At 73.2% G+C, this 19,707-nt stretch carries 15 protein-coding genes and 3 tRNA genes; 4 read left to right on the top strand and 14 right to left on the bottom strand.

Annotated elements, in window-relative coordinates; genetic code table 11:
- Positions 1-238: ATP-binding cassette domain-containing protein (locus tag ABD817_RS17600; RefSeq protein ID WP_344919030.1), on the bottom strand; the 238-nt coding region annotated here is incomplete at its 3' end.
- 230 nt (positions 239-468) lie between these two features.
- The gene (locus tag ABD817_RS17595; protein WP_344919028.1) at positions 469-1,782 is read right to left on the bottom strand and encodes an ROK family protein; all 1,314 of its coding nucleotides are present in this window, start codon (positions 1,780-1,782) and stop codon (positions 469-471) included.
- A gap of 242 nt (positions 1,783-2,024) precedes the next feature.
- Here ABD817_RS17595 and ABD817_RS17590 point away from each other — a divergent pair, with 242 nt between their 5' ends.
- Together ABD817_RS17590 and ABD817_RS17585 are read left to right on the top strand one after the other, a co-directional pair.
- Entirely contained in the window at positions 2,025-3,290 is a 1,266-nt protein-coding gene (locus ABD817_RS17590; RefSeq protein ID WP_344919027.1) for an ROK family protein, read from the top strand.
- Between the two features lie 60 nt (positions 3,291-3,350).
- The gene (locus ABD817_RS17585; protein ID WP_344919026.1) at positions 3,351-3,854 is read left to right on the top strand and encodes an NUDIX hydrolase; all 504 of its coding nucleotides are present in this window, start codon (positions 3,351-3,353) and stop codon (positions 3,852-3,854) included.
- A gap of 44 nt (positions 3,855-3,898) precedes the next feature.
- On the opposite strand, the gene ABD817_RS17580 is transcribed toward ABD817_RS17585, so the two are convergent.
- From ABD817_RS17580 to ABD817_RS17570, 3 genes are all read right to left on the bottom strand, one after another.
- Positions 3,899-3,971 (bottom strand) — tRNA-Leu (locus ABD817_RS17580).
- A 205-nt stretch (positions 3,972-4,176) separates the two neighbouring features.
- A tRNA-Pro gene (locus ABD817_RS17575) sits at positions 4,177-4,249 on the bottom strand.
- Between the two features lie 121 nt (positions 4,250-4,370).
- Positions 4,371-4,442, bottom strand: a tRNA-Gly gene (locus tag ABD817_RS17570).
- Between the two features lie 729 nt (positions 4,443-5,171).
- Here ABD817_RS17570 and ABD817_RS17565 point away from each other — a divergent pair.
- On the top strand, positions 5,172-6,143 hold the full coding sequence (locus ABD817_RS17565; RefSeq protein ID WP_344919025.1) for an alpha/beta hydrolase: 972 nt from the start codon (positions 5,172-5,174) through the stop codon (positions 6,141-6,143).
- Here the strand turns inward: ABD817_RS17565 and ABD817_RS17560 are convergent.
- Positions 6,085-7,230: a helix-turn-helix domain-containing protein gene (locus ABD817_RS17560; RefSeq protein ID WP_344919024.1), complete on the bottom strand. Its 1,146-nt coding sequence runs from the start codon at positions 7,228-7,230 to the stop codon at positions 6,085-6,087. The genes ABD817_RS17565 and ABD817_RS17560 overlap by 59 nt on opposite strands.
- 87 nt (positions 7,231-7,317) lie before the next feature.
- Positions 7,318-8,634 (bottom strand): FAD-binding oxidoreductase, encoded by a 1,317-nt coding sequence (locus tag ABD817_RS17555; RefSeq protein WP_344919023.1) that lies wholly within the window; start codon positions 8,632-8,634, stop codon positions 7,318-7,320.
- A gap of 243 nt (positions 8,635-8,877) precedes the next feature.
- On the opposite strand from ABD817_RS17555, the gene ABD817_RS17550 reads away from it, so the two are divergent.
- Complete coding sequence (locus ABD817_RS17550) at positions 8,878-12,366, top strand: ATP-binding protein (protein WP_344919022.1); 3,489 nt, start codon at positions 8,878-8,880, stop codon at positions 12,364-12,366.
- Positions 12,367-12,440: 74 nt separating this feature from the next.
- On the opposite strand, the gene ABD817_RS17545 is transcribed toward ABD817_RS17550, so the two are convergent.
- From ABD817_RS17545 to ABD817_RS17515, 7 genes are all read right to left on the bottom strand, one after another.
- On the bottom strand, positions 12,441-13,418 hold the full coding sequence (locus tag ABD817_RS17545; protein WP_344919021.1) for an aldo/keto reductase: 978 nt from the start codon (positions 13,416-13,418) through the stop codon (positions 12,441-12,443).
- A gap of 74 nt (positions 13,419-13,492) precedes the next feature.
- Positions 13,493-13,687, bottom strand: a complete 195-nt coding sequence (locus tag ABD817_RS17540; protein WP_344919020.1) for a DUF1918 domain-containing protein — start codon at positions 13,685-13,687, stop codon at positions 13,493-13,495.
- Positions 13,688-13,903: 216 nt separating this feature from the next.
- Complete coding sequence (locus ABD817_RS17535; RefSeq protein WP_344919019.1) at positions 13,904-14,356, bottom strand: VOC family protein; 453 nt, start codon at positions 14,354-14,356, stop codon at positions 13,904-13,906.
- A 54-nt stretch (positions 14,357-14,410) separates the two neighbouring features.
- Positions 14,411-15,325 carry an ABC transporter permease gene (locus ABD817_RS17530; protein WP_344919017.1) on the bottom strand — a complete coding sequence of 305 codons (915 nt, stop codon included), beginning with the start codon at positions 15,323-15,325 and terminating at the stop codon, positions 14,411-14,413.
- Positions 15,322-16,518 carry an ABC transporter permease gene (locus ABD817_RS17525; RefSeq protein ID WP_344919015.1) on the bottom strand — a complete coding sequence of 399 codons (1,197 nt, stop codon included), beginning with the start codon at positions 16,516-16,518 and terminating at the stop codon, positions 15,322-15,324. Before ABD817_RS17525 ends, ABD817_RS17530 begins: the two co-directional genes overlap by 4 nt.
- A gap of 131 nt (positions 16,519-16,649) precedes the next feature.
- Complete coding sequence (locus tag ABD817_RS17520; protein WP_344919014.1) at positions 16,650-18,455, bottom strand: ABC transporter ATP-binding protein; 1,806 nt, start codon at positions 18,453-18,455, stop codon at positions 16,650-16,652.
- 1 nt (position 18,456) lies between these two features.
- A complete protein-coding gene (locus ABD817_RS17515) occupies positions 18,457-19,566 on the bottom strand; it encodes a BMP family ABC transporter substrate-binding protein (RefSeq protein WP_344919013.1) in 1,110 nt (369 codons plus the stop codon).
- Positions 19,567-19,707 lie beyond the last annotated feature (141 nt).

Raw genomic sequence — 19,707 nt, 5'->3', positions numbered from 1 at the left:
GGCTCGACAGCCGCACCTCCTCACCGTTCAACGTGATCGTCCCCTCGTCGGGCTGGTGAGCGCCCGCCAAGGTCTTGATCAAAGTGGACTTCCCGGCGCCGTTCTGGCCGAGCAGGCAGTGCACCTCGCCCGCGCGGACCTCCAGGTCGACGCCGTCGAGGGCGCGCACTCCGGGGAACTGCTTGACGATTCCTCGCATCACGAGGAGGGGTGCCGAGTCGGTTGACGGCTCCGGCATGGGGGGCCTCCGTGGATCTTTACGACAGAATCTCGATGGGAACTTCGCTGGGAACTTCGATGAGTTCGCTGAGAGAGAGTGAAGGGGATCCCGCCCGTCCGGCCGGGCCGGACAGCACCAGCGTGGCGCCGCCGAGGTCGGCGTGAACGACGGCGTCACGAATCCGGTTTTCCGGTCGGACGGACGGGATGTCTGGGGGGCGATACCGGGTCGTCACGAGGTATGGCGTCTCATTCGCGCTCCTTCTCGGGTGCCGGTGCCGCCAGGCGGACGTCGATGGCAGTGGGGTTGGAGAGCACCCTCTCCGTGACGATCCCGGCGGCGCCGCGCGAGGCCGCGCCGAAGCCGAGGTCGGAGGCGACGAAGTCGCAGCGGGCGACGGATCCCTCCACGCCCAGCCGCTTCAGCTCCGCCTGCGCCACGGGGATGAGCCGGTCGGCGAGCTTGGCGAAGTAGCCGCCGATGACGATGACGCGCGGGTTGAAGAGGTTGACCAGCGTGGCCGAGCCTCGCCCGAGCCAGCGGCCCACCTCGCCGATCGCCAGGTCGACCCGGGGGTCACCGGCGGCCCAGCGCAGCTCGATCTCGGCCAGCCGCTCCTCCGGGTCGCGCATCACTCCGTCGTGCATGCCGTAGGCGTGGTCGGGGGTGGCCATCCGGACCAGCGCGGCCAGGCCGACCTTCGTCTCCCAGCAGCCGATCCGGCCGCAGCCGCAGCGCTCGCCCGAGGGGTCGACCATGACGTGGCCCACCTCTCCCGCGAAGCCGTCGGCGCCGCTCAGCAGGCGGCCTCCGGAGATCACGCCGCCGCCGATGCCCACCTCACCGGTGAGGTAGACGAGGTCGGACGTGCCGGAGGCGACGCCGCCGGTGAACTCGGCGAGGGCCGCGAGGTTGGCGTCGTTGTCCACGCTGATCGGCACGGTCGGGGGAACACCGGCGCGTACCAGCCACTCGGCCACGGGGACGCCGTACCAACCGAGGTTGGGGGCGACGTCCACGGTGCCGGTGGCGGTGTCGACGAGACCGGGAACGGCCACGGTGATCCCGGCGACCCTGACCTCCAGGAGGTCGAGCTCGGCCATGGCCTCACCGATCACCCGGGCCAGCTCCATCAGGGAGCGATCGGAGTCGCACCCCATGGCGTCGAAACTCACCCGCCGGTCGATCAGCACCCGGCCGCCCAGGTCGGTGGCGAAGGCGGCGATGTAGTCGACGTTGACCTCAAGGCCGAGGGCGCCGACACCGGATCCGTCCAACGCGAGGGCGAGCCCGGGGCGGCCGACGGCGCCCGCGTGCTGCGGCCCGATCTCCTTGAGGAGGCCGCGGGCCTGCAGCTCGCTGACGAGGCTGGTGACCGTGGTCTTGTTCAGCCCGGTCTCCATGGCGACGACCGACCTGGAACGCGGGCCGTACTCGCTGACGTGACGCAGCACCAGGGACAGGTTGGACCGACGCACCGTGGCCTGGTCGGCGGGGGTGCCTGCCGACCTGTTCGAACTCGTCGAACTGCCGTTGCGACTGCCGGTCCAGCTGCGGTGCACGTCACTCCCCTCAATTAATTTGCATGACTGGCCGAATTAAAGGCTCAGTTATGACGGGGGCGCAAGGTTCGAAACGTTTCAATCTGCGTAACGTTTTCGTAACACGGCCGCACGTTTACACATGTACGTCACGTGCACGACAGATACCGAGTTGTTACCGGGCTCGTAGTGCGCGACGGGACACCTCTGTGTTACAAATCCAATTAATTTCTATCCGATACAAATAAAAGCCAGGTGGCCGTGTGATCCAGGAGCAGCACCAGGCCCGTACGGTGGGCGGCACGCCCCAGGCCGCGGGTCACGCCTCGCTCCGCCGGACGAACCTCTCCCTGGTCCTGCGCCACCTGCGTGAACACGGCTCCACCTCCCGGTCCGACATCGCGGAGGCCACCGGCCTGCACCGGGCCACCGTCTCCAACCTGATGGTCGAGCTCCTCGACCGGCGGCTGGTCCAGGAGGTGGGCGTCGACCACGCGGGCGCGGTCGGCCGCCCCCGGCGGGCGGTGGCACTGCACGGCGCGCACATCGGCGCCCTCGGGCTGGAGATCAACGTCGACTACGTCGCCGCCCACGGCGTCGACCTCGGGGGCAACGTCCTGGTCGACCGCCGCCTGGGCTTCGACGCGGCGGGCAGCGGCTCCAGCCGCTCGCTCCGCGAGCTCGGCCTGACGGCCCGCGAGGCCATCGAGGAGATGACGCGCGCCGGGGCCACCCCCGCGGGCATCGGGGTGGCGGTCCCCGGCCTGGTCGACGTCGACCACGGGGTGGTGGCCTTCGCCCCCAACCTCGACTGGCACGACGTGCCACTCGCCGCCCGGCTCTCCTCCGCCCTCGGCCCGCTGCGCGTGCCGGTGACGGTCGACAACGACGCCAACCTCGCCGCCCTCGCCGAATACACCTCGGGGGTCGCGGCCGGTACGGCCGACATGGTCTACCTCACCGGCGAGGTCGGCGTGGGCGGCGGCATCATCGTGGACGGCAGGCTGCTGCGCGGGGCGGACGGCTTCTCCGGCGAGGTCGGGCACCTGCCGGTCGACCCGAGCGGCGGGCGCTGCGGCTGCGGGCGGTTCGGCTGCTGGGAGACGAAGGTCGGACTGGCCGCGCTGGTGCGCATGGCGACCCCCGAGCGGGCGTACGGACCGGGCTCGGGGCCGGTGCCCGACCCCGAGGAGCGGGTAGCCGAGATCGCCCGCGACCTCGCCGCCGGTGACCAGCAGACACTGGTCGCGGTCGCGGAGGTCGGCCGCTGGCTCGGGCTCGGCGGCTCCATCCTGGTCAACCTCTTCAACCCGCGCGTGATCGTCGTGGGCGGTTACTTCGCCACCCTGGCCGGATGGCTGCTCCCCTTCGCCCAGGCGGAGCTGGAGCGCCTGGTCGTCGCGGGCCCCGCGGCCCGCTGCCGTTTCGTCGCCTCCGACCACGGCTTCGGCGCGGCCTCCCGGGGCGCCGCGAACGTGGTGATCAACCAGATCGTCAACGACCCCACCGCGATCATGAGGACCGGCTGAGGACCGGCGCGCGAGGGGCCGGGCCGTGGGGTGGGGACGATCTCTTCTACGATCGGGGACGTGACCTCCCCGATCTCACGTTCCAGTGCCCGGATCCTGCTGGTCGACGCCGACGACCGCCTCCTGCTGTTCCGCTATCCGGCACCCGCGCGCTGGCTCGTCGAGCACTACTGGATCACGCCGGGCGGAGGGGTGGACGACGGCGAGACACTGGTCGCCGCGGCGGTCCGCGAGCTGCGCGAGGAGACGGGACTGGACGTCACGGAAGAGCGCATGGGGTCCGTCGTGGCCCGCTCCTCCGGCCTCACCTGGTTCGGTGACGTCCGGATCTCCGCGGTCGACTCGTTCTTCTTCCTGCGCGTCGACGGCCACACCGTCGACGCCTCGGGACAGGAGGAGCTGGAGCGCTCGGTGATCTCGGCGCACCGCTGGTGGTCCCGGCACGACCTCCTGACCACCCGTGAGACGGTCTTCCCCCTGAACCTGGGGGCCCTGCTGCCCGGTTTCCTCGCCGGTGACCTCCCCGCCGAACCCGTCCTGCTGCCCTGGCACGACAACGAGTAGCGCCCGGCCGACGGCGGCGGGCCGGTGCCCGCCGCCGTGTCGCGTGCCGCCCCAGGGATTCGAACCCTGATCACCCAGGTCCTGAACCTGGTGCCTCTGCCGTTGGGCCAGAGCGGCCGGGCGTGCCGTACGGCACGCCGGTGTCACGATGTCGCCCGCGTCTCGTGTTTCCTGCGTCGCCGTGCTCCTTGTCACGCCGTGTCTCGTGTTCCTTGTGTAGCCGCGTGGCCGTGTCACTGTTCCTTGTGTGCCATGGCGCTGTGTCGCCGTAGCGCCGTAGCGCCGTAGCGCTGTGTCGTCGTGTCGTCGTGGCGTCGTGGCGTCGGAACGGCAGGACTCGAACCTGCGGCCTTCCGGTCCCTGGCCGGATGCTCTTCCTGCTGAGCTACGTTCCGTCACGCGTCCGGGCCGGTTGGCGTGGGCCGTACCGGACGCGCCGCGGGCCTGCCGACCGGGCGGGGGTCGCCACTCCCCTCGCCGAGTCCCAGTCCCATTGCCCCTCTCCTGCGAGGGCAGAGCCGCAGCGGGGGTTCGAACCCCGTCCTGCCGGGTGGAAGCCGGCTGCCTTACCGATTCGGCCTCTGCGGCGTGTCTCCCGGGATCTCCCGGGGGTGAACCCTTTCAACGGATTCGCGTTCAACGTGCTGCGCTGTGAATTTGTGGAGAGCGGGAAACGGACCACCGCGTACGGCGGCCGAAGCGGTCTCACCTGGCCCCGGAAATAGTCCGAAAATGGAGAAGCCGCCTGGACCGGTGTCTCGGGCGGCTCGATGGTTTCCCTCACGAGGGTTATCCACCTGGCCGTCCGGGAACCAGGACACCGCCTCCGAGCAGCGGGAACGCCTCAAGACTCCCTCGCCACACCGGTGATGCGCCGTGCTTCATCGTCGGTCCTTTCTCAGGTGCGGAGCGGTTGCCCCGGCCTTTTCTCCATTGAACGGCAAAGGCGGCCTCCGAGGCCAATGGTTTTACCCGCGTTTCCCCGGCGGTGTTTTCCCGAGGCTGATTTCCGGTGGCCGATGTGGAATTCACCGGCCGTCGCGCGCCTGCCCGGCCCGTCTCGGCGGTCTCCCCACCGCGGGTCCGTCCCCCTCCCCGTCCACGGTCCCGGGCCGCTCCGGGTGACGTCCGGGCGGCCTCACAGTCGGAGCGGAGTCACCGGTCCCGCCCGCGCGGGCGGCAGGCCGCCGGGTGGCGGGTGGCGGGCCCCTCATCGCGGCCACCTTTCGGTTGTGAGGCGGCACGGGCTCACGCATGATCGATGGAAAGAGCCGATCGCGCGAACCGGCGTCCCCGTCTTCTGATTAGGTGAGTGACATGGCACTTCATCCGAATATCGATCCCGGGCTGGCCGCCGCCCTGGAGGCGACCCCCCTGCCCGCCATAGACTTCGGCGACCTGCGGCCGGAGGACCTGCCCGGCCTCCGGCTCCAGATGGACGCGGCGCGTGCGGCGATGGCCCCGCTCGCTCCGGACGAGCGGGTCACGGTCGAGGACCGGACGGTCCCGGGTCCCGACGGCGATCCCGACGTCCGGCTGCGGATCTACCGCCCGGCCGGGCAGGAGGGTGCCCTCCCCGGCCTGTACTGGATCCACGGCGGCGGGATGATCATGGGCGACGTCGAGATGGAGGACGCACGCCTCAACGAGTACGTCGCCGAGCTGGGATGCGTGATCGTCTCGGTCAACTACCGCCTCGCGCCGGAGAACCCGGACCCTGCGCCGGTCGAGGACTGCTACGCGGGCCTGGTGTGGACCGCCAAGAACGCCGCCGAGCTGGGCATCGACCCGGAGCGCATCGCGGTGGGCGGGATCAGCGCGGGGGGCGGGCTCGCCGCGGGAACCGTGCTGCTGGCGCGCGACCGAGGCGGCCCGGCCCTGGCGTTCCAGCTCCTGATCTGCCCGATGCTGGACGACCGCAACACCACCGCCTCCAGCCACGAGTTCGCCGAGGCGGTCGTGTGGAACCGGGCGGCGAACCTCCTGGGCTGGGAGTCACTGCTGGGTGAGCGGACGGGCGGCGACGACGTCTCCCCGTACGCGGCCCCGGCCAGGGCGGCCGACCTGTCGGGGCTGCCCCCGGCGTACATCGACGTCGGCGAGCTGGAGGTCTTCAGGGACGAGTGCTTCGACTACGCCCTGCGGCTGGTGCGGGCGGGTGTCTCCACCGAGTTCCACCTCTACCCGGGGGCCTTCCACGGCTTCGACGCGATGATCCCCGAGGCGGAGATCAGCCGCCGGGCCGCCGCCGAGCGGGTGGTCGCGCTGCGCCGGGCCCTGTTTGGCTGACGGAGGGACTCAGGCGTACCAGCCGCATGGCCAGGTGAGCCCGGAGCCTGCCCGCGGAGTCGGCGAGGGAGAAGCCGAGAACGGCCTCCGCCCGCGCGATGCGCGCGGCCAGCGAGCTGTGGTGCAGGTGCACGGCGGCCGCGGCCCTGCGGATCGTGCCCTCGGCGCACAGGGCGCGCACCGCCTCCAGCGCCTCGGTGCCGTACGGCCGCCGGGAGAGCTCCTCGACGGCTCGCACGTCGGCCAGGGCGGCGATCTCCTCGTCCGGCACGTGGGTGGCGAACAGGGCCAGCGCGCCGAGACCGGCCCAGTCGACCACCCGGTCCGCCGGGTGCGGGCCGGTGAAACGCAGGGCGGTGCGGGCCGCCGCCCAGGATTCGGCGGCCCCGGCTCCGCGTGTCTCCGGTCCGACGCCGACGCGCCAGGTGTCCGGCACCCCCGGTAGCTCGCCGGGGGTGCCGATCGCGGGGCTGACCAGCAGCGCCACGGTGTCACCCAGCCGGGCGGCGCGGACATGGCGGTCGGCGACCCGCAGCCGGTCGGCCACGTCGGCCCCGTCGCGGCCCTCCCGATCGTCGTCGGCGAGGACGGCGAGCACCTGGAGCGGGGTGGCGGGGCCGAAGCCGAGCAGCCGCAGGGCGCGTGCCCGCTCGGCCTCCCCGGCGTCGGCCGACAGGACCAGCTCCACCAGGGCGGGGTCGGTTCCGGCCTGGGCCTGGGCGGCGGCCCGCTCCAGGACGACCTCCGCCGCGCCCGCGAAACGCTCCAGGACGATCTCGTCGAGGCCGTGCGCCGGCCCCTCGCGCTCCATCCACACGGCGCCGAGCGCCGAGCCGAGCCCGCGGTGGATCGCCGGGCCGGGCGGCTCCTCGCACGGCTCGGGCGCCCCGCCGGGAGCGACCCGTGTCCGCCTGCCGGTGACCGCGTCGACGAGTCCGACCGGGCACTGCGTCAGTCGCGCGGTGGCCTGGAGCAGCACCGGGACGCCGGCGTGGTTTCGCACCAGCGCGTCGAAGTAGGCGATGACGCGGACGGCGCTCTCCGCGTCGGAGTCCAGCGCCGACAGCCGCAGCAGTAGTCCCTGCACGGCTCCACACTAGGTCGCCGCCCGTGTTCCCGGCCAGAACAGCACATACCAAACAGCGCGCACCGGGTGGCGGATCGGACGGCCCGCTCAGCGCAGCACCGGGTAGTTGGCGCGGATGAGGCCGTGCGGGTCGCGGGAGCGCTTGAGGTCGCGGAGCCGGGCCAGCACGTCGACGGGGAACGCGGCCGCGGCCCGCTCACCGGGACTCAGGGAGGTGTAGGGCTTGCGTCCGCTCGTCCGCGGGACCAGGGCCGCGGAGATCTCGTCCTGGCGGGCCCGTACGGCGGCGGCGGCCTCGGGTGAGGGCGCGAGGCCGAGCATGCCCAGCATGTAGGGTTCGGCCAGGTGCCCGCAGGCGCCGCCGTCCCGAGCCGGGCGGGACAGAGCGCCGCCGAGGTGGCGGATCTGCACGCTCAGCAGCGGGTCGATCGGCTCGGCCAGCAGTGCCGTCGCGACCGCGTCGTCCAGGCCGGTCAGCAGTTCTCCCCGGTTCACCCCGGCTCCGGGGGCGAGGGGCTCGGCGCAGATGGAGCCCAGCTCGGCCACCGGCAGCGGGCCCCGGCTGTCGGAGATCACTCCGTCGATCTTGTCCAGGCGGCGCAGCAGGTCCTGGGCGTCCCCCGTCTCGCCCAGGAACGTCACGTCCACGGCGACCGTGGGCGCCGCCCCGGGGAAGCGCAGCAGGTCGAACCAGACGCTGAGCTCCTCGGGGGCGTCGGCGGTGATCTCCCGGAACGCCTGCAGCACGCGCGGGGCGCTCTCTCCGGGCCACAGGACGCGTCCCCCGTACAGGTGCGGCGCCGGGTGCAGGTCGAACTCGACGGCGGTCACCAGGGCGAAGTCACCGCCTCCGCCGCGCAGCGCCCAGAACAGCTCGGCGTCGGACGTGGCGCTGACCGTGGCCCGCGCGCCGTCGGCGCCGACCACGTCGAAGGCGCGCACGCTGTCGGCGGCGAAGCCGTGACGGCGGCCGAACCAGCTCAGGCCCCCGCCCAGGGTGTAGCCCACCACGCTGGGCCCCGGGGAACTGCCGGCCAGCCCGGTCAGCCCGTGCGGCCCGGCGGCGGCGAGCACCTCGTTCCACCTCACCCCCGCCCCGACCCGCGCGGTGCGCCGTTCGGGCCGTACGTCCACCCCGCCCAGTCGCCCGGTCCGCAGCAGGATCACGCCCTCCACGTCGCCGCTCGCGCCGTGCCCCAGGGGCTGGGCGGCCACGCTCAGCCCGGCCAGGCGGGCCCAGGTGACCAGGGCGGCCACGTCGTCGGCGTCCTCCGCCTCGACCACCGCCAGCACCGGCTGGTCGACCGCCAGGTTCCATGCCCGCCCGGCCCGCTCGAACCCCTCGTCGCCGGCCGCCAGCACCGGCCCCCTGACCGCGCGCCGCAGGTCGTTCCCGATCGTCATGATTGTCTTTCTCCCTTTCCCCTTTACCGGACCCACTGTCGGACGGCCCGGCTGGGATCGAGCTGAGGTCGAGTTGAGGTCCGGACGCGGACCTCCGGCCGTCGCGGCGCGGAGGGGCGTGCCGGGCAGGTTTCAGTCGCCGGATCCGCCGGTCACGAAGCGGGGGGCGTGCCGGGCAGGTCTCGGCCGCCGGATCCGCCGGTCACGAAAATGACGGTGGGAGAACGTAGGCTTCCGGCTGCCATGACGAAAGAGGACTCACCGACGAGCCTGACCTTCCGGCTGTTCGGCCCGCTGGAGGTCACCGACCAGGCCGGTCACTCGCTCGACCTCGGCACCAGGAAGCAGCGTGCCCTGGTGGCGATGCTGGCGCTGGAGCCGGGCAGGGTGGTCTCGCTGGACCGCCTGATCGACGAACTGTGGGCGGGCGAGCCGCCCTCCGGCGCGACGAGGACCCTGCAGTCCTATATCGCGCACCTGCGCAGGGTCCTGGAGCCCGGCCGCAGACCGCGTACGCCGCCGAGGGTGCTGCTCACGCGCGAGCCGGGATACCTGCTGGCCGTCACCCCCGGCCAGGTCGACCTGGCGCGCTTCGCGGCGGGCGCGGAGGAGGGCCGCAGGGCGCTGGCGCGCGGTGACCACGGCGAGGCGCGTCGAGCGCTGGAGGAGACGCTGGGGCTGTGGCGGGGTGAGCCGCTGGGTGAGTTCACCGGTCAGGGGTTCGCCCGGCCCGCCGTCGCGCGGCTGCGGGAGCTGCGGGCCACCGCCGTGGAGGACCGGTTCGAGGCACGGCTGGCGCTGGGCGAGAGCGACGCCTGCGTGCCGGATCTGGAGGCTCTCGCCGAGGCCCACCCCTACCGGGAGCGGCTCTGGGGGCTGCTGGTGCTGGCGCTGTACCGCGCCGGTCGGCAGGCCGACGCGCTCGCCGCGCTACGCCGGGTCCGCGCCCTGCTCGCCGACGAGCTCGGCATCGAGCCGGGGCCACAGCTGCGGCGCCTGGAGCGGGCGGTGTTCGAGCAGGCCACCGAGCTGGAGCTCTCCGGTGCCGCTCCCGGCCCGCCTCCCGGTCACCGGCGGCACTCCACCGTCCCGGCGCCGCTTCCCGGTGACCGGTGGCATCCCGCCGTCCCTGTGCCGCACCTCGGTCACCGGCGGCATCCGGCCGTCCCCGCGCCGCCTTCCGGTGAACGGCGGCCCCTCGCCGCGCTCGCCCCGCTCGCACCGGTCCCGATCCCGGCCGGGACCCTGACCCCGGCCGGGGAGCTTATGGCCGGTGAGACCCTGGTCGCCAGGGAGGCGCAGCTGCGCCTGGTGGCCGAGCGGCTGGCCTCGGCGCGGCGCGGGGACGGCGGGGTGCTGCTGATGACCGGGGAGGCCGGAATCGGCAAGACCCGGCTCGCGCTGGCCTCGGCCGACGAGGCCGCGGGCCGGGGGTTCCGGGTCGCCTGGGGACGCTGCGTGGACGGCGCGGCTCCCGCGTTCTGGCCCTGGACCCAGGTGCTGCGCGAGTGCGGCTGGACGGACCCGTTCCCCGGCGGGGCGGCGTCGGCGGACGACGGTCCCGGCCCCGACCCCGACGCCGCGCTGTTCGAGTTGTACGAGCGGGTGGTGGCGACACTCACCTCCGCCGGCGGCCCGCTCCTGGTGGTGCTGGAGGACCTGCACTGGGCCGACGCCTCCTCGCTGCGGCTGCTCGCCTTCGTCGCGGGCGAGCTGGCCCGCCACCCGGTGCTCGTGGTGGCGACCCTGCGGCCTGAGCCGGGCGACCACCCCGCGCAGCTGCGCGACACCCTCGGCGCGCTCTCCAGGGAGCGGGGCACCGAGCGCGTGCAGCTGGTCCCGTTCGGCGCCGGGGACGTGTCGTCGTACCTGCGCCTGCGGCGGATCCCCGAGAGTCCCGGGCTGGTCGGCGTGCTGCTGGAGCGGACCGGCGGCAACCCCTTCTACCTGGGCGAGCTGCTGCGCCTGCGCGAGAGCGAGGGCGAGGGCTGCCTGGCGGCCGGACTGCCCGCCGGGGCGCGCGACGTCATCGAACGCCGGGCGGCCAGGCTTCCCGAGGAGACGCGGGAGCTGCTGCGGGCGGCGGCGGTCACCGGGCGCGAGGTGGAGATCGACGTGCTGGAGGCCGTCACGGGCATCCCCGCCGAGCGGGTGATGGCCCTGCTGGAGCCCGCAGTGGCGAGCGGGCTGCTGGCCGAGCCGCCCGGCGGCCCCGACTACCGCTTCTCCCACGCCCTGGTGCGTGACGCGCTGCTGGCCGGGCTTGGCCGCCTGGCGCGGGCCCGGCTGCACCTGCGTACGGGCGAGTGCCTGGAGGCGCGGCCGGGCACCGAGCCCGCCACGCTGGCCCATCACTTCGCCTCGGCCGCCAGGGTCGGCGGCGCGTCCAGGGCGGTGGAGCACGCCTCCCGCGCGGCCAGGCGGGCCACGGCCCAGCTCGCGTACACCGAGGCCGTCGAGCTGTGGGAGCTGGCCCTGAACTCGCTGCCGGCCGACGGCGACGGCGGCAGGGCCAGGTGCGCGTTACTGACCGAGCTGGGGCAGGCCCGCCGTACGGTGGGGGACGCCACGACGGCCCGCAGGGACCTGGACGAGGCGATCGAGCTGGCCCTGCGGCTGGGCGACAGGAAGGCCCTGATCTCCGCGATCACCGTCGCCGGCGGGCTAGCCCTGTGGCTGTGGCGCCCGTACGGGGTGGTGGACGCCGCGATGGTCGCCGTGCTGGAGGACCTGCTGGCCGGGCCGCTCGACGACCGCGACCGGGCCGCGCTGCTGGGCACTCTGGCCGTGGAGCTGCACTACGGGCCGCGACGCGCCGAGGGCGAGCGGCACGCGGCGCGGGCCGTGGAGATCGCCCGCGGCCTGGACGATCCCGCGCTGCTGGCGCGGACCCTGAACAACTACCTGCTCGCCTGCTGGGTGCCGGGCCGCAACCCCGAGCGGCTGCGGGCCGCGGAGGAGATGCTGGCCCTGCCATGCCTGCCGCGCGCTACCGAGCTGGTGGCCCGGGTGTTCCGGATGGCCTGCCTGATGCGCGCCGGTGACCTGAGCGGCTGGGATCTCGACCTGGCCCGCTGCGAGCGGCTGATCGAGGAGGTACGCCGCCCCGAGCTGGAGGCCATGGTCCGCATCGCCCAGACCGGCAGGCGCACCCTCGAAGGCCGCTGGGCGGACGCGGAGTCGCTCGTCACCCGTTTCGGGAAGATGGGGTACGGCTCCAGCGTCTGGGGGCAGGAGTTCCGGCTGCTGCTGACGATGTTCACCTGCGACCGGGGGCGCGGCCGGGTCCCGGAGACCCTTGACGGGCTGCTGGCCTCGGCGGAGGACCCGTCGCTGGCGCCGCTGCGCCCGATCGCGGTGCTGGCCGCCCTCGACTCCGGCCGTCCTGATCTCGCCCGCGAGCTCGTCGCCCGCTGGGGCACCGAGGTCGCGGACGACTGGATCGCCGACTTCCTCATCCCCGTCTGGGGCCTGGTCGCCGCCGGGCTCGGCGTCCCCGACCCCGGGGAGCTGTACGACAGGCTCGCCCCGCACGCCGACCAGCTGATCGTCGCCGGGACGGGCAGCGCGGCGTGGGGCTCCACCCACCTGGTCCTCGCCGAGCTGGCGGCGCGGCTGGGCCGCGCCGGGCGGGCTCGTGAGCACGCCCGCGAGGCGGCCGAGACGCACCGGCGGCTCGGCCTGGCCCACCTGGAGGAGCGGAGCCTGCGGCTGCTGGCCCGCCTGAGCTGATCCGGCCTTTTCCAGCCCGATCCGGCCTTTTCCGGCCTGTTCCGAGCCGTTCCGGCCGCTGACGGGCCGCCGGACTACCAGCGCTGGTGGACCTGCGGGCGGATCAGCTCGTCGTAGATCTCCCGCACGCCCGCGAGGGTGGTCTCGGGCAGCGGGTCCACGGCGGCGGCGGCCGCGTTGGCGCGTGCCTGCCCGGGGTTGCGGGCACCGGGGATGACCACGGAGAGGCCGGGCTGGTCGATGATCCAGCGCAGCGCGAACTGCGCCATGGTGGTCTTCGGCGGCACCAGCGGGGCGAGGCGGCGGACCGCCTCCAGGCCGGTGGCGAAGTCGACCCCGGAGAAGGTCTCGCCGACGTCGAAAGCCTCGCCGTGCCGGTTGTAGGTGCGGTGGTCGTCGGCGGTGAAGACGGTGGACTCGTCGTACTTGCCGGACAGCAGGCCGCTGGCCAGCGGGACGCGGGCGATGATGCCGACCCCGGCCTCGGCCGCCGCCGGGAGCACCTTCTCCAGCGGCTTGAGCCGGAAGGCGTTGAGGATGATCTGCACGGTGGCCACGCCCGGCCGGGCGATCGCGGTCAGCGCCTCGTCGCAGGTCTCCACGCTCACCCCGTAGGCGGCCACGCGGCCCTCCTCGACGAGCGTGTCGAGGTCGTCGAAGACCCTGTCCGTCGCGTAGACCGGGGTGGGCGGGCAGTGCAGCTGCACCAGGTCGAGGGTGTCGACGCCGAGGTTGGCGCGGGAGCGGTCGGTCCATGCCCGGAAGTTGTCCAGGGTGTAGGCCGACGGCTCCTGGGCGACGCGGCGGCCCATCTTGGTGGCCACGGTCAGCCCCGGCCTGTCCTTGATCAGCTGCGAGACGATCTGCTCGCTGCGCCCGTCGCCGTACACGTCGGCGGTGTCGACGAAGGTGACCCCGGCGTCCACGGCGGCGTTGAGGGTGGCCAGGGCCTCGTCCTCGCCGACCTCGCCCCAGTCGGCCCCCAGCTGCCACGCGCCGAGCCCGACGACGCCGACCTGCCTGCCTGTTCTGCCCAATTCGCGCTGTTCCACATCAGTGATCGTAGCCCGTACGGCACGGCCGGGAATCACCGGCACCCGGGGGCGGCGGGCCCGCGAGACCCCGCCTACCTCCGGACGCCCGGCACGATGTGGGCGTCGGGACCGGGGAAGACGAGGCTCTCGTGCTCGTCGCCCTCCCAGCGGACCACGTAGGGCGGGCTTCCGTCCTCGTTGCGCAGCTCGATGATGAATCCGATCTTGCGGGGAGCGCCGTCGTGGGCGCTCTCCACGATCAGCTTGTCCCCTACGGTTGCCTTCATGGGGGCCTCCCGGATCAACAGGGTGCCGGTTCTCCGGCCATCCTCCCCTTCCATGGGATCACCCTGCGGCGCATTCGTCCAGGTGAGAGGCATGGTGAGGATGGCTGGAAGGCCCGGCGGCCCCAGACTTTACTCACAGGGGAGGTCCCGGCCCGCAGGCCGCGCTCGTGTCGGCGTCCCGCGCGCCGGGCCCTCTCTCCGCAGGGGCTTCCCCGTTCAGGAGGGGTCCGCCCACAGCTTGCGTACCGTGGCGAAGACCCGCTGGTTGTGGGAGATCTCCACGACGTTCCCGTCCGGGTCCTTCAGGGCGCAGATGTAGCCGACCGGGCCGGGCATGTCGCGGGGCTCCCAGTGCAGGTTGCCCAGCTCGCGCGCCCGCTCGGCGATCTCCTCCACGTCGGCGCGCTCGGGCACCTCGATGCCGATGTGCGCGAACGGCGTCAGCAACCCCAGCCGCCCGCCCCTGTCCTTATTGAAGGAGACGAGCACCAGGACCATCGGGGTCTCGGCCTGCCCGTCGTTGGAGAGCCAGACGCTCTCGCCGTCGGCGTCCCGGAAGCGCTCGACGACCACCAGCGGCGTCAGCGACGTGTAGAACGCGATCGCCTTGTCCAGATCGCCCGTGGGCAGGGCGACGTGCGTCCACCGTGCCCGGGTCAGATCACCCATGAAGATCCTCCACTTCCTCCGTGCCGGTCCGGTTGCCGTCCGGTCTCCGGGGCCTCAGGTGGAGCCCCGTTCGAAGGGCCGTCCCAGCGCCCCCGGCTCGCGGCGCCGGTTCGTGAAGAGCAGCATCGCGAGCAGGGCGAGCAGGTACGGCGCCACTATGAGCAGCTGCGAGTTCAGCGTCAGGCCCAGCGCGGGCAGCGCCAGGCGCATCGCGTCGGCCAGGCCGAAGATCACGCAGCCGAGCAGGGTGCGTCCCAGCCGCCAGCCGCCGAAAATCACCGCCGCGATGACGATGTACCCACGTCCGGCCGTCATGTTCTGGTTGAACGAGCCGACTTCGCCGACCGCGAGGTACGCGCCGCCCAGCCCGGCCAGCGCGCCGCACCACAGCAGGGCCTGGCGGCGGCGCGCGTTGACCCGGATGCCGGTGACGTCGGCGGCCTGCGGCCGCTCGCCGACCGCACGCAGCTCCAGGCCCCACCTGCTGCGCTCGACCAGCCACCAGGTCAGCGGGAAGATGACGACCAGCAGGTAGACCGGCCAGCGCTCGACGAAGAGCGGGGGGCCGATCAGCGGGATGTCGCGCAGCCAGGGGACGCTGACCTGCGCCACCTGGTGGGAGTCGAAGTCGCTGATCGTGATCAGGTAGCCGGTCAGCCCGAGGACGAGGGCGTTGAGCACCAGGCCGACCACAAAGGTGTTGATCTCCAGCCGGTGGGAGAGGTTGCCGTGGACGAGACCGGTCAGGAGCCCGATCAGCACGCCCGCGGCCAGCCCGGTGGCGGCGCTGCCGGTGGCGCTGGCCGTGGCGACCGAGCCGAACGCCGCGCCCAGCATCATCGCCTCGACGGAGATGTTCATGGCACCGGCCCGCTCGGCGAGATACTCCCCGCACGCCGCGAAGGCCAGGGGCACGGTGAGCCGTACCCCGCTGGACAGGATGGTGGAGACGTCGTCCGCGGTGATCACAGGGCTGCCCCCTCGGCGACGGGCGCGGACCGGTGCCCGGCGTGCGCGGCGCGGGCGCCACTCGCACGACGGCGGATCACGGCGATGACGGCGGGCGGGGCGACGAAGGCCAGCACCAGCAGGACCTTGACCACGTCCACGATGAACGGGGGCACGCCGGTCGCGGCGAGGAAACCGCCGCCGGAGCGCAGCGCGCCGAACAGCAGGGCGAAGAGCACGGCCGGTACCGGCCGGTTGCGGGCGACCAGGGCGACCAGCAGGCCGTCCCAGCCGATGTTCATCGCCATGCCGGGCTGCAGCCGGTGGACGCCGACCGGGCTGGTCAGCAGTACGGCCCCGGCCAGCCCGGCGAAGGCGCCGGAGACGACCAGCGCCGCGCCGCCCAGCGCGCCGACGCGTACCCCCGCGTGCCTGGCGGCGAGCGGGTTGAGTCCGAGCATGGTGAGCCGGAACCCCCACCGGGTGCGGGCGAGCGCCGTCGCGACGGCCACGGCCCCGGCCAGCGCGATCAGCAGGCCCCCGTTGACCTGCAGATCCGGATACTCCCCGATCGAACCGAGCAGGGCACTCTCCGGCAGCGGGTTGGACTGCGGCGCGACGACGGCGTCACCGACCCGCGTCTCCCGCAGCAGCCACGGCGTGTTCACCGCGAACGCGACGAGTTGCTGGGCGACGAAGGTCATCAGCAGCGTGCTGACCACGACGTTGACGCCGCGCAGCCGGTACATCAGCGAGCTGAGACCGGCCCACGCGCCACCGGCCAGCGCGGCGACCGTCAGCACGACCACCAGCAGCGCCGGGCCGGTGACCGCCAGGCGCAGTCCCACCCAGGCGGCGAAGAGGGCACCCACGAGCACCTGGCCCTCCTGCCCGATGTTGAACACGCCGGACCTGGCGCTGACGCACGCGCCCACGGCGACGAGCAGCAGCGGCGCCGCGTACAGCAGGGTGGAGGTCCAGGCCGTCCAGTCGGCCACGCTGCCCTGGAAGAGGGCCCGCACCGACGCGAGGGGGGATCCGCCGGTCACGGCGATCAGCAGCGACGACAGGGCGAGCGCCACGGCCACGCCCACGACGGTCGCCAGGCCGGTCTTCCAGCCCGACCCGCCGGGGTTCCGGGCGAGGAGGGCGAGCAGGCGACGACCGGACGGGTCCCGGTCGGAGTTCCGGTCGGGGTTCCGGGGGGAGTCCACGGCCGCGTCCCGGGTGGAAGTCTGGGCGGAGTTCCGAGCGGGATCCCCGGCGGAATTCACGGCCGCGTTCCGGGCGGAGGTCTGGGCGGAGCTCCGGGCAGGATCCCCGGCGGGGTTCCGGGGGGTTTCGTTCACGCGGCCATCCCGCCCACCAGCATTCCGAGCCGCTCGGCCGTGGCCTCCCCCGTGGGGAGGACGCCGGTGATCCTTCCCGACGAGATCACCGCGATCCTGGAGGCCAGCGTCATGACCTCCCCCAGCTCGGTGGAGATCAGCAGCACCGCCACCCCTCCGGCCGCGACGTCGCGCAGCCGCCGGTACGTGTCCTCGATGGCGCCCACGTCCAGCCCGTACGAGGGCTGGGCCACGACCAGGACGGCCGGGCGGGCCGAGAGCTCGCGGGCGAGCACGACCCGCTGCCGGTTGCCTCCGGACAGGTCGCGTACCGGGGTGTCCATCGACGGGGTGACGATGCCGAATTCGGCCACCAGGCGCCGGGCCACGGCGTGCGTCTTCCGCCGGTTGAGGAACACCCGGCCGCTCACGGCGCCCAGCGACTTCATGACCAGGTTCTCGGCGACGCTCATGTCCAGCACCAGTCCGGAGCCGTGCCGGTCCTCGGGCACGATGCCGAGTCCGGCGGCGTGCAGCGCGCCCGAGCGGTTCAGGTCGACCGGCCTGCCGGAGATCTCGACCGACCCGGAGTCCGGTACGACGAGCCCGGACAGCAGGTCGCCCAGGTCCGACTGGCCGTTGCCCTCGACCCCGTACAGGCCGACGATCTCGCCGGGGGCGACGTCCAGCCCGAGATCGGACAGGACGGGCACGCCGTCGACGGTGAGGGTGAGGCCGCGCAGCCGCAGCGCGGGTGCCTGTGCCGTGTGTTCCGCTTCCGTGGCTTCCGCGGGCGTCGTGGGTGGCGTGGCTCCCGTGGGTGTCGCGGGTGTCGCGGATTCCCTGAACGTCGCGGGTGCCGTAGGTGTCGCGGATTCCGGGATGCCCGCCCTTTCCGCGCCCGCCTCCCCGGCCCCGAACTCACCCGCCCCGAACTCCCCGGTTTCGGCCTCGGTCCCCCTCTCGGCCGTCACGGCTTTCCCGGATCCCGCCTCACCGGTCGGGGGTCCGGACGTCCCGGAGGGTTCGACCGGTGGCAGGCCGAGGGCGGCGGCCTCGGTGGCCGGGGAGATCTCCCTGCCGACCATCTGACGGGCCAGTTCCCTCGGGCCCGTCTCCGCGGTCGCGCTCCGGAAGACGACCCTCCCCCCGCGCAGTACGGTCACCCGGCCGGTGGCCGCGATGATCTCGTCCAGCCGGTGGCTGATCAGGATGACCGCGCGGTTCTCCGAGCGGACCACGCGGCGCAGCACGCCGAACAGCTCGGCCGACTCCGCCCGGGTCAGCACGGACGTCGGCTCGTCGAGGATGAGCACCGACGGGTCCGCGCGCAGGCACTTGATCAGCTCGACCCGCTGCCGCTCGCCCGCGGAGAGCCGCGCGACCCTGGCCAGCGGGTCGACCGGCAGGCCGTAGCGCCGGGAGATCTCCAGCACCTGGTCGCGGGCGGCGGCCCTGTCGATCTTCCCGGTGTCGCCCAGGATGACGTTCTCCCAGACCGTCAGCGGGTCGATCAGGCTGAAGTGCTGGTGCACCATGCCGATGCCGAGCGCCGCGGCCTCCCTCGGGCTGCCGATGTCGACGGGCTCGCCGTGGCGCAGGACGGTTCCGGCGTCCCGCCGGACGAGTCCCAGCAGGATCTTCATGAGCGTCGACTTGCCGGCCCCGTTCTCGCCGAGCAGGCCGTGGATCTCGCCCCGGTACACGTCGAGGTCCACGGCGTCGCAGGCGACGACCGGACCGTAGCTCTTGCTGACTCCCCGCAGCCGGAGCGCGGGCACCGGTGGCGGGGTGAGCTCCCTCGCCCGTCCGTCTTCCGCCATCTCAGGAACCGAGCCTCTTCACTTCCGCCTTGGGGTCGATCCTCCCGCTGCCGACGTCGGCGATGAACGTCTCCAGCCTCTTCTCCTGCTCGGGGGTGGGTTCGCAGATCCTCACGGTGGGGAACGGATCGACGCCGAGCCTCCAGACCTTCTCCACGCCCATCCGCAGCTTCGCCTCGGCGAATTCCTCCAGCGCGGCCCCGAAGTAGTCTCCGGGGCTGAAGAGCACCGAGACGTCGAAGGTGGGCCGGGTGGAGGCGCACCGGTCGGTGCCCGGGGTGAGGGTGAGCACGCCGTTGGCGTTGGCCAGCTCCGCCGACGCGTCGGTGGCGCCGCCCAGGTAGGGGTAGACGACCTTGACGCCCTGGCTGATCTGGGCCTGGGTGGCCTCCTTGGCCTTGGCCGAGTCGTTGAGGTCGCCGCTGTAGGTGACCGTCAGCGTGGCCTCGGGGACCACCAGCCGGATGCCCGCCCTGAAGGCCCTGGCCGCCGTGGTGGTGAAGTCGACCTCGGGGCCGGTCACGAACCCGGCCTTGGTCTCGCCCTTCTCCTTCATGAGCAGGCCCGCCGCGTATCCGGCGGCCAGCAGGCTCTGGTCCGCCTCGTCGGTGGAGAGCATGATCCTCGGGGTCTGCGGGATGTTGTCGGACGAGGGCACGTACCAGGCGGTGTCCGCGCACACCGGCTCCTCGGAGGCGGGGATCGCGTCCCTGAGGTCCGCGGCGCCGAGGGCCACCATGTCGACCTTCTGCCCGCAGAGCGCCCGCGCGGCGCTGAGCGCCTCGCTGGTGTTGACGCCGCCGCGCTTGATGATCGTCCAGCCCTTCGAGGTGGCGAACCGCTCCGCCGTGTCCACGAAGCTCTGGTAGTAGCCCTTGTCGTTGATGTCACCGGGGCTCAGCACCCCGATGACGACCTTGCCGTCGCCGTTGACGTCCGGCTGGCCCTCGGGCACGGTGCCGCCGTCCGTCTTCGCCCCCGTACCGGCCGGGGCGGGGGAGGCGGCCCGGGGCGCCGTGGCGTCGCCGCTCGCGCACCCGGCGAGCGCCACCGTGGCGAGACATGCGGTCAGCGCGGCCGTGACCCGGCCCGTTCGATGGTATGCGGCCATGACGATCCTCTCGATCTGATGCGCACGCGCCGCCCACGGGATGTGAGCGGGGAAGGGACCCTGGTCGCCGGCAGGGGGGACGGGGTGGTCGTGGACAGGTTGGGACGCTGCCATTTAACAGCCGCCGCCGCTCGTCGTGTC

The organism is Streptosporangium oxazolinicum, from assembly GCF_039537505.1.
GTDB lineage: Bacteria > Actinomycetota > Actinomycetes > Streptosporangiales > Streptosporangiaceae > Streptosporangium > Streptosporangium oxazolinicum.
The sequence above is the reverse complement of the archived record's forward strand: the minus strand, read 5'-3'. Positions and strand labels throughout refer to the sequence as shown.